This window comes from Rugamonas sp. (assembly GCF_025354735.1).
GTDB lineage: Bacteria > Pseudomonadota > Gammaproteobacteria > Burkholderiales > Burkholderiaceae_D > Rugamonas.
The window spans coordinates 17,745-27,398 of sequence record NZ_JANXMI010000213.1; the positions used below are offsets into that span (position 1 = coordinate 17,745).

Consider the following 9,654-nt stretch of genomic DNA (forward strand, 5'->3'; position numbering starts at 1 on the left):
CGCAATAGCGCCTTATCTGGCCCAACCGGTGCGAAAGCCGAGTTGCCTCAGCATGGTGAAGGTATCGCAGCACGGAACGCTGACGCTGCGGCATACATCGGGCACTTTGCGATTGGCGCGCTGCCGGCCCGGCTTGGAGACTTCGTTCGAGACGACGCGGCGGACAGCATTGTCGACCAAGCCATAAGCGATCAGGAAAGGATCACGCCCAAGCTGCTCGATCTCGTTATCGTTCAAATCAGGTGCATAGGCATCGACCACGGCAGCGAGCAATGAGATATCGACATCTTCATTCTGGATCAGCGCATTTGCCACGGCGTCGTGAGATATCCAGGTATGCAGCAAATCGACTTTGGCATCCGGGCCGCCACGCACTTCTTCATAGATTTCCAAGGGCATCGCAACCACACCCGATTCAGGCTGGAACAACAACCAATCCCAAAACTCGGGAACCATATCGACGGCGTAGTATTTATTGTGGGCGTCGATCAGCACATTGGCATCGAGCAGATACAGCGCCGGCGCCGCGCTGCTCATGCATTTTCCATCAACGTCGCCACGTTAACGGGGCGCACGCCCAAAACACGCCCAGCTTTCGTCGGCGTCAAAATCCCTTCGGCGAGTGTCCGCTTGACGAGATCAAGCAGCGCCTGTCCAAGATGATGGCGCCGGACGACGTAGTAGCTCGGCCCACCGCCCATAGCAGACTTTTTATCGGCCGCTTTCCCGGCGATCCATTCCGCATAAAACCGCTCGGTCAATGTGTGCCAAGCCGTGTGCGAGAGTCTGCCGGCGCGGAGCAAACGATACGCGACCATGCTGCGGCTGATTTTGCGCTGCTCGGCGTAGGTTTGAATTTCACGTGCGATATCGTCAACCGCGACCGCATCGAACTGCCATTGTCCGAGTTCCGCATCGGGCATCAGCAATTGGCTGGCCACGTCGTTGCAGAATTTTTCGACGCGCTGATCGAGCGCACCGGCGCTGACGCCGGTCCGCCCGAGCCAGATATGCGCCAGCTCATGCAGCATGGTGAATGACCATGCTGGCTTCGCATCTTGATCGTTGATGACGATGAACGGCGCCACGTCATCGGCCAGCGCGAATCCCCTGAACACGTCCACACCGACATTCGAATGGTGGCTGCCGAGATTCCCGATCAGCAGGACAAATACGCCGCTGCGCTCGACCTGGGCGCGCAGATATCTAAAGGCTTCCTCCACCGAGCGCTGGGCGCGGAAAACCCGCAGATCAAAATGCAGCTGCCGCGCCAGCAAGCCGGCGACCGTCGCGACATCCTGATCGATGCCGACGCTGCCGACAAAGGGCAGCCGCACCGCTTCTTCCGCGTCTTCCAGCGTCGTGCGCACCAGCCGCTGACGCACATACACATCGCGCACCAGGGCGTCGAGCGGGCCGGCGCTTTCGGCCCGGCGCTCGAGCGGCACCGTACGAAAATCCTCGCCACGCTCGCCCTTGCGCGGCGGCTCCGGCAAATAGAAAGCCAGCAAAGGCCGGTGATAAGTCTTGGCCATCTTGAGAATCAAGGGTCGGCTCGGTGCCGCCACCCCGTCCTCGTACTGGCGCAAACAGTCTTCCGGACTTTGACGCTTGCCGCCCAAATGCAGTGCGCGCGCAGCAGTATCGAGCGACAGCCCGGCGGTCTCTCTTGCCCAGCGCAGCCCGGAAGGATTTATTTGTGGCATATGCAATGTCATGGAGATGAAGGCGGATTAGCCGTCCATTGAAAGCCTACCACATCCAGCCATGTCATCAAGCTGCAGCACTCAATGCAAAACGGCGCCGCGGCGCCGTTTATCCCTGCTCGGCAAACGCTGTAAATTACAGCTGGCCCAGCATCGTTTCCGCGTTCGACACTTCGAACTTGCCGCCCTGCTCGACGTTCAGCTGGGTGACGACGCCGTTGTCGACCACCATCGAGTAGCGCTGCGAGCGCGTGCCCATGCCGAACTTGCTGAAGTCGGCGTCCAGGCCCAGCGCCTTGGCGTAGGCGGCGTTACCGTCGGCCATCATGCGCACCACGCCGGTGGCTTTCTGGTCGCGGCCCCAGGCGCCCATCACGAACGCGTCGTTGACGGAGGTGCACCAGATTTCATCGACGCCCTTGGCCTTCAGTTCGGCCGCGTGCGCGACATAGCCCGGCACGTGCTGCGCCGAGCAGGTCGGGGTGTAGGCGCCCGGCAGGCCGAAGATGGCGATCTTCTTGCCCTTGACCAGATCCTGGACGTTGAAGGTGTTCGGGCCCAGCGCGCAGCCTTCGGTTTCGGTTTCGATGAATTCGGACAGGGTGCCTTCTGGCAGGGTATCGCCGATTTTAATGGTCATGAGTGACTCCTCTTTTATGGATGGGGAAAATAAAAAACCGCGCTCGGCGCGGCATGCCCGGGCATAGACGTGCAGTATGCCTGAAGCGATTTGATCGTGCAGAAAAGGCCGGCGACAACGGCGCGCCGGCGTGAGGCCGGCGCGCCATCGACCGTGGACTTAGTCCGCCTGCTTGCGCAGGAAGGCTGGAATGTCGTAGGTTTCCATGCCATTTTTTTCCATCGCGCGCACCTGCTCGGAAGCCGTTTCGCGGCGCCACACGGCCGGCGCCTTCATGCCGTCGAAGGCCGGCGTCGAACCGCCCTGGCCATGGCTTACGCCCATCGTCACCGACGCGGTGGCGCCGCCCATCGAGGCCGACGGCATCAGCGGGCCGTTGTGGGTACCGGTGCGCAGCATCTGCTGCGGCACCAGCTGCACGTGCTTCTTGGTCTTGCCCAGGCCGGTGGCGACGACGGTGACGCGGATCGCGTCGCCCATCGAATCGTCGTAGGCGATACCCTGGGCGATCGACGCGTCCGGCGCGGCGAAGGCGCGCACGGCGGCCATGACTTCCTTGATCTCCTTGCCCTTCAGGCCACGGCTGGCGGTGACGTTCACCAGCACGCCGCGCGCGCCGGACAGGTCGACGCCGTCGAGCAGCGGCGAGGCCACGGCCTGTTCGGCCGCGATGCGGGCGCGGTCCACGCCGGACGCGGTGGCGGTGCCCATCATGGCCTTGCCCTGCTCGCCCATGATGGTCTTGACGTCGTTGAAGTCGACGTTGATATGACCGGGCACGTTGATGATTTCGGCGATGCCGGCGACGGCGTTGTTGAGCACATCGTCGGCGTGTTGCAGCCACTCGATCAGCGATTCGTCCTCGTAGATTTCTTCCAGCTTTTCGTTGAGGATCACGATCAGCGAATCGACGTGTTCCGACAGCGCTTCGAGGCCTTCGTCGGCGATGTCCATGCACTTCTGGCCTTCGTGCGAGAACGGCTTGGAGACCACGGCCACGGTCAGCGCACCGAGCGACTTGGCGATTTCCGCGACGATGGGCGCGGCGCCGGTGCCGGTGCCGCCGCCCATGCCGGCGGCGATGAAGACCATGTGCGCGCCGCGCAGCGAATCCTCGATGCGCTGGCGCGATTCCTCGGCCAGCTTGCGGCCGACTTCAGGCTTCATGCCGGCGCCCAGGCCGGTCTCGCCGATCTGGATGACGTTGTCGGCCTTGGAGGTCGACAGAGCCTGGGCGTCCGTGTTGGCGGCGATGAATTCGACGCCGGACATGCCCTTGTTAATCATGTGTTGAACTGCATTGCCACCTGCTCCGCCGACGCCGACGACCTTGATGACGGTACCCAAAGATGCGTTATCGACCATATCAAACTCCATGATGTGCTCCTATCAGAATGCGGTTTTCAAGCGCCAGTCCTCATATCGGTAGGAGAACTGGAGATTGAAAACTGCGGTTAATGTTATAAATAGTTTAGTTTGTTTCGCCGTACAAAAATGTCATGCCCTGTGCTGCCACCGCCACCACTGATTTACCTGCAAGCTGCTTAAAAATTACCTAAAAACCATTCCTTCATGCGCTGGAACACCGCCTTGACCGAGCCGTCCTGGCGGGTCACGATATGCCCGCGCAGATACTGCTTCTTCGCCTCCAGCAGCAGGCCAAGCACGGTCGCGTAGCGCGGGCTGCGCACCACGTCGGCCAGCTGGCCGCGGTAATCCGGCGTGCCCAGACGCGCCGGCTTGAGGAAGATATCCTCCGCCATTTCGACCATGCCCGGCATGATCGCGGTGCCGCCGGTCAGCACGATGCCCGACGACAGCACGCCCTCGTAACCCGATTCGCGCACCACCTGGTGCACCATCGCGAACAGTTCTTCGACGCGCGGCTCGATCACGGCGGCCAGCGCCTGGCGCGACAGGTTGCGCGGGCCACGGTCGCCCAGGCCCGGCACTTCCAGCGACTCGCCCGGATCGGCCAGCACCTGCTTGGCGACACCGTAGCGGATCTTGATTTCCTCCGCTTCCGAGGTCGGCGTGCGCAGCGCCATCGCGATGTCGTTGGTGATCTGGTCGCCGGCGATGGGAATGACGGCGGTGTGGCGGATCGCGCCGTCCGAGAACACGGCGACGTCGGTGGTGCCGCCGCCGATGTCGATCAGGACCACGCCCAGTTCTTTTTCGTCCGGCGTGAGCACCGCGTCGGCCGACGCCATCGGCTGCAAGATCAGGTCGGACACTTCGAGGCCGCAGCGGCGCACGCACTTGACGATGTTCTGCACCGCCGACACGGCGCCGGTGACGATGTGGACCTTCACTTCCAGGCGGATGCCGCTCATGCCGATCGGCTCGCGCACGTCTTCCTGGCTGTCGACGATGAATTCCTGCGGCACCGTGTGCAGCAGCTGCTGGTCGGTCGGAATGTTGACCGCCTTGGCCGTTTCGATCACGCGCGCCACGTCGGTCGCCGTCACTTCCTTGTCCTTGATGGCGACCATGCCGCTCGAATTGAAGCTGCGGATATGGCTGCCCGCGATGCCGGCGTAGACGTTGCGGATTTTGCAGTCGGCCATCAGCTCCGCTTCTTCCAGCGCGCGCTGTATCGATTCGACGGTGGCCTCGATGTTGACGACCACGCCCTTCTTCAAGCCCTTCGATTCGTGCTGACCCAGCCCGATCACCTCGTGGCGTCCGTCGGACATCACCTCGGCCACCACCGCCACCACTTTCGAGGTGCCGATGTCGAGGCCGACGATCAGGTTTTTCGCGTCTTTAGTCATTTCTCTCGCCTACTGTATGTGCTTGATGCTAGTGGTCTTTAAATTCGTCGTCTGTTTCGCTTGCTTCATCACTGCCGGCTGCACCTTGGCTTTCGCGCCCTCGGCCGGAATCTTCAATCCCGCCGCGCTCAAGGTCAGCCCGTTCTGGTAACGCATATCGATGGTCTCGATGTTCGGCACATTGGCCTCCAGCTGCGGATAAATCCCCATCAGCCGGTCCACCCTTTCCTTGAGCGTGGTGGCGGTCTGCTCGCGCCCCAGCGCCACGCTCATGCCGTTGTTCAGCTTCACGGTCCACGCATAACGGCTCGACAGCGACAGCGCCTGCGGCGCCAGTTTCAGCGGCGCGAACCAGCCGCTCAATTCCGCATAGCGCGACAGCACATCCTTCTCGCTGCCCTCCGGCCCGTCGAATTGCGGCAGCTCGTGATCCTCCTCCGCCTCGGCCAGGTTGGCAGTGAAGACATCGCCCTTGGTCGACAGCAGCCGCCCATCCTCGCCCCAGGTGCCGAGCGCCTCATGCTCCTCCAGCGCCACGATCAGCTGGTCCGGCCATTCGCGCCGCACCGCGGCGCGCCGCACCCACGGCACCGATTCGAACGACTGCCGCACCGCATCCAGGTTCGTCGTGAAGAAATTGCCGTTGATGCGGCTCAGGCCCGAGTTGCGCAAGGTCAGCCGGTTCACATGCCTCAATTCTTCCTTCGCCGCCATGCTCTCGACGCGGATCACGCGCAGATTGAACATCGGCCGCTGCGCCAGCCACCAGACGCCGGCCGCCATGCACGCCAGCAGCGTCACGGCGAAAATGCCGCCGGCGCTGGCGTTCAAGGCTTTTGCGTCGTGCCACATCGCGCTTACCCCTGGGCCTTGGCCGCCGCAGCGACCGATGGACCCGACATTTTCAAGCGCGCCGAACGCAGAATCTCCACGCACAGCGCCTCATAGCTGATGCCCAGCGCGCGCGCCGCCATCGGCACCAGCGAGTGGCCCGTCATGCCGGGCGAGGTGTTCACCTCCAGCAGGAAGGGCCGGTTGTCGCGCTCGCGCAGCAGCACGTCGACCCGTCCCCACCCTTCGCAACCAAGGGTGCGATAGGCTTCGACGGCGATGCGCTGCATTTCTTCGGCCGTGGCCGGGTCCAGCACGGCCGGGCAGAAATACTGGGTGTCGTCGCTGAAGTATTTGTTCTGGTAGTCGTAATTGCCCTGCGGCGCGACGATCTCCACGATAGGCAGCGCGCGCGCGCCGGCGCCGTGGCCCAGGATGGCGACCGTGAATTCGCGGCCGGTGACGAATTCCTCGGCCAGCACCGAATCGTCCAGCGCGGCGGCGATGTCGTAGGCGGCCTGGAATTCGGCGGCGGCGTTGACCTTGGTGATGCCGATGGTCGAGCCTTCATGCGGCGGCTTGACGATCAGCGGCAGGCCCAGGTCGGCCGCCACCAGGTCCAGGTTCGAGTTGGCGTCGACGACCGCGTATTTCGGCGTCGGCAGGCCGTGCATCAGCCAGACGATCTTGGTGTAGATCTTGTCCATGCCGACGGCGCAGGCCATCACGCCGCTGCCGGTGTAGGGTATGCCCAGCTGTTCCAGCGCGCCCTGCAGGCTGCCGTCTTCGCCGAAGCGGCCGTGCAGCGCGATGAAGACGCGGTCGAATTGTTCGGCCGCCAGTTCGGCCAGCGTGCGCTCGCCGGTGTCGAAGGCGTGGGCATTGATGCCCTGGCTTTTCAGGGCCGCCAGCACGCCGGTGCCGGACATCAGCGACACTTCGCGCTCGGCAGAGCGGCCGCCCAGCAGCACGCCGACTTTGCCGAAGGCCTGCGCGTCGGCCGCGGATAAGGTATTAAGTGTGCTCACGATTCAGGCCTTGATATAGGTGGTCAGTTTTGCGGGGACGCCGCTGATCGAGCCCGCGCCCATGGTGATGACGACGTCGCCGTCGCGCACCACACTCATGATCGTCTCCGGCATGTCGCCGATGGCTTCCACGAAAATCGGTTCGGTCTTGCCGCGCGCGCGCAGCGCATGGGCCAGCGCGCGGCCGTCGGCGGCGACGATGGGCGCTTCGCCGGCGGCGTAGACTTCGGCCAGCAGCAGCACGTCGGCGGTGCCCAGCACCTTGACGAAATCCTCGAACAGGTCGCGGGTGCGCGAGTAGCGGTGCGGCTGGAACGCCAGCACCAGGCGGCGGCCCGGGAACGCGGCGCGCGCGGCGGCCAGCGTCACCTCGGTTTCGACCGGATGGTGGCCGAAATCGTCGACCAGGGCGAATGTTCCGGAACCCGTGCCGCCATCGGGAATCGTCACGTCGCCGTAGCGCGTGAAGCGGCGGCCCACGCCCGCGAAACCGGCCAGGCCGGCCTGCGTGTGATGGTCCTCGATGCCGATTTCGCGCGCGATGGCGACCGCCGAACAGGCGTTCTGCACGTTGTGCATGCCGGGCTGGTTCAGCACCACGTCCAGGTCGGGATAGCCGTCCTGGATCACCGTGAAGTGCATTTCGACGCCGACGGCGCGCGCGTTCACGGCGCGCACTTCGGCGTCCTCGTGGAAGCCGTAGGTCGTCACCGGCTTGGTCACCTGCGGGATGATGGAGCGCACATGCGGGTCGTCGATGCACAGCATGGCGCGGCCGTAGAACGGCAGGCGGTGCGTGAAGTGGACGAAGGCCTGCTTGAGCTTTTCAAAATCGTGCTCGTAGGTTTCCATGTGGTCGGCGTCGATATTGGTGATGACTTCGATCATCGGCGCCAGGTTCAAAAAGGAGGCGTCCGATTCATCGGCTTCGGCCACCAGGTAGTCGCCGGTGCCCAATTTCGCGTTGGCGCCGGCGCTGGTCAGGCGGCCGCCGATGACGAAGGTGGGATCGAGACCGCCCTGCGCCAGCACCGACGCCACCAGGCTGGTGGTGGTGGTCTTGCCGTGCGTGCCGGCGATGGCGATGCCGCGCTTCAGGCGCATCAACTCGCCCAGCATGACGGCGCGCGGCACCACCGGGATTTTTTTCGCGCGCGCGGCGACCACTTCGGGATTGTCCTGCTGCACGGCGGTCGAGGTGACGACGGCGTCGGCCTGGCAGATGTTTTCGGCGGCGTGGCCCTGCGCGACCTTGGCGCCCAAACTCACCAGGCGCTGCGTGACGGCATTGCTGCCCAGGTCGGAACCGGTGACGTTGTAGCCGAGCGTGAGCATCACTTCGGCGATGCCGCTCATGCCGCTGCCGCCGATGCCGACGAAGTGGATGTTTTTGACTTTATGCTTCATGGCTTAACTTCATGTGAGTTGTTCCAGTACTTGTGCGATCGCGTCGTTGGCATCGCGCTTGCCGGCCGCGCGCGCGGCGACGGCCATCGTCTGGCAGGCGCCACGGGTCAGCGTTTCGAGCAGCGTCGCCAGCGAGCGGGCGTTCATTTCGGTTTGCGGCATGTGGATGGACGCGTTTTGTTTGGCCATCCATTGCGCGTTGTCGCGCTGATGGCTGGTGGTCGAGGCGACCAGCGGCACCAGCACACTGGCCACGCCGGCGGCGGTCAGTTCGGACAGCGTGATGGCGCCGGCGCGGCAGATTACCAGATCGGCCTCGGTGTAGGCGCGCGCCATGTCGTCGATGAAGTCGACCACCGTGGCCCGCACGCCGGCCTGCGCATAGGAAGCGCGCAAGGCGTCGATATTCTTCTTGCCCGACTGGTGGGTCACCTGCGGGCGCAGCTCTTGCGGAATCAGCGCCAGCGCGGCCGGCAGATTGTCGTTGAGCGCTTTCGCACCGAGGCTGCCGCCGACCACCAGGATGCGCAGCGGGCCCTCGCGGCCGCCGAAGCGCAGCACCGGATCGTTGATCCGCAAAATCTCCTGGCGCACCGGATTGCCGGTGACGACGGCCTTGCCGGCGACGCGGCCGAAGTTGGCCGGGAAGCCGAAACAGACCCGCTGCGCCACCGGCGCCAGCGTTTTATTCGACAGCAGCAGCGCCGCGTCGGCGTTGACCAGCACCAGCGGCACGCCGCGCAGGCGCGCCATCAGGCCGCCCGGCACGGTGACGTAGCCGCCCATGCCCATCACCACATCGGGCTTGCGGGCGCCGATGAAACCGAAGCAGGCCGCGAACGCGCCCAGCATCTTGAAGGCGCCGTTGATGGTGTGCTTCAAGCCCTTGCCGCGCATGCCGGTGAAGTCGATGCTGTCCATCGCGATGCCCTGCTTCGGCACCAGCTCCTGTTCCATGCCGGCGGCCGTGCCCAGCCAGCTCACTTCCCAGCCGCGCGCGCGCATCGTCTGCGCGATCGCCAGGCCGGGGAAAATGTGGCCGCCGGTGCCGGCCGCCATAATCATCAATCGTTTCATAGTCTGCCACCGCGCATCAGGACCCGGTTCTCGTAGTCGATCCGGAGCAGGATCGCGAGGCCGATGCAGTTGATTACCACGCCCGTGCCGCCATAGCTCATCAGCGGCAAGGTTAGACCCTTGGTCGGCAGCAGGCCAAGGTTCACGCCCATATTAATAAAGGTCTGCACGCCGATCCAGATGCCGAT

Annotated in this window: 10 protein-coding genes; all 10 read right to left on the reverse strand. The window is 64.1% G+C overall.

The window, feature by feature from the left end:
- Window positions 1–12 precede the first annotated feature (12 nt).
- Window positions 13–537: a DUF4411 family protein gene (locus Q0S71_RS16985; RefSeq protein ID WP_295998255.1), complete on the reverse strand. Its 525-nt coding sequence runs from the start codon at window positions 535–537 to the stop codon at window positions 13–15.
- Window positions 534–1,718 (reverse strand): ImmA/IrrE family metallo-endopeptidase, encoded by a 1,185-nt coding sequence (locus tag Q0S71_RS16990; RefSeq protein WP_295998258.1) that lies wholly within the window; start codon window positions 1,716–1,718, stop codon window positions 534–536. Before Q0S71_RS16990 ends, Q0S71_RS16985 begins: the two co-directional genes overlap by 4 nt.
- Before the next feature lie 124 nt (window positions 1,719–1,842).
- Window positions 1,843–2,346, reverse strand: coding sequence for a peroxiredoxin (locus Q0S71_RS16995; protein ID WP_295998261.1), 504 nt, complete (start codon window positions 2,344–2,346; stop codon window positions 1,843–1,845).
- Window positions 2,347–2,505: 159 nt separating this feature from the next.
- A complete protein-coding gene (gene ftsZ / locus Q0S71_RS17000; RefSeq protein WP_295998264.1) occupies window positions 2,506–3,723 on the reverse strand; it encodes a cell division protein FtsZ in 1,218 nt (405 codons plus the stop codon).
- Between the two features lie 167 nt (window positions 3,724–3,890).
- A complete protein-coding gene (gene ftsA, locus Q0S71_RS17005; protein WP_295998268.1) occupies window positions 3,891–5,123 on the reverse strand; it encodes a cell division protein FtsA in 1,233 nt (410 codons plus the stop codon).
- A 9-nt stretch (window positions 5,124–5,132) separates the two neighbouring features.
- Window positions 5,133–5,975 carry a cell division protein FtsQ/DivIB gene (locus tag Q0S71_RS17010; protein ID WP_295998271.1) on the reverse strand — a complete coding sequence of 281 codons (843 nt, stop codon included), beginning with the start codon at window positions 5,973–5,975 and terminating at the stop codon, window positions 5,133–5,135.
- A 5-nt stretch (window positions 5,976–5,980) separates the two neighbouring features.
- The gene (locus Q0S71_RS17015; RefSeq protein ID WP_295998274.1) at window positions 5,981–6,982 is read right to left on the reverse strand and encodes a D-alanine--D-alanine ligase; all 1,002 of its coding nucleotides are present in this window, start codon (window positions 6,980–6,982) and stop codon (window positions 5,981–5,983) included.
- A gap of 3 nt (window positions 6,983–6,985) precedes the next feature.
- On the reverse strand, window positions 6,986–8,389 hold the full coding sequence (gene murC / locus Q0S71_RS17020) for a UDP-N-acetylmuramate--L-alanine ligase (RefSeq protein ID WP_295998278.1): 1,404 nt from the start codon (window positions 8,387–8,389) through the stop codon (window positions 6,986–6,988).
- 9 nt (window positions 8,390–8,398) lie between these two features.
- A complete protein-coding gene (gene murG, locus Q0S71_RS17025) occupies window positions 8,399–9,466 on the reverse strand; it encodes an undecaprenyldiphospho-muramoylpentapeptide beta-N-acetylglucosaminyltransferase (protein WP_295998283.1) in 1,068 nt (355 codons plus the stop codon).
- Window positions 9,463–9,654 (reverse strand): FtsW/RodA/SpoVE family cell cycle protein (locus tag Q0S71_RS17030; RefSeq protein ID WP_295998286.1); only part of this gene is annotated, 192 nt, incomplete at its 5' end. The genes Q0S71_RS17030 and murG, both read right to left, overlap by 4 nt.

Excerpts from the sequence above, each read along its gene's own strand:
- Q0S71_RS16985 (WP_295998255.1), bottom strand. The coding sequence starts at position 537 with ATGAGCAGCGCGGCGCCGGCGCTGTATCTGCTCGATGCCAATGTGCTG.
- Q0S71_RS16990 (WP_295998258.1), bottom strand. The coding sequence starts at position 1,718 with ATGACATTGCATATGCCACAAATAAATCCTTCCGGGCTGCGCTGGGCA.
- murG (WP_295998283.1), bottom strand. The coding sequence starts at position 9,466 with ATGAAACGATTGATGATTATGGCGGCCGGCACCGGCGGCCACATTTTC.
- ftsZ (WP_295998264.1), bottom strand. The coding sequence starts at position 3,723 with ATGGAGTTTGATATGGTCGATAACGCATCTTTGGGTACCGTCATCAAG.
- Q0S71_RS17010 (WP_295998271.1), bottom strand. The coding sequence starts at position 5,975 with ATGTGGCACGACGCAAAAGCCTTGAACGCCAGCGCCGGCGGCATTTTC.
- Q0S71_RS16995 (WP_295998261.1), bottom strand. The coding sequence starts at position 2,346 with ATGACCATTAAAATCGGCGATACCCTGCCAGAAGGCACCCTGTCCGAA.
- ftsA (WP_295998268.1), bottom strand. The coding sequence starts at position 5,123 with ATGACTAAAGACGCGAAAAACCTGATCGTCGGCCTCGACATCGGCACC.
- murC (WP_295998278.1), bottom strand. The coding sequence starts at position 8,389 with ATGAAGCATAAAGTCAAAAACATCCACTTCGTCGGCATCGGCGGCAGC.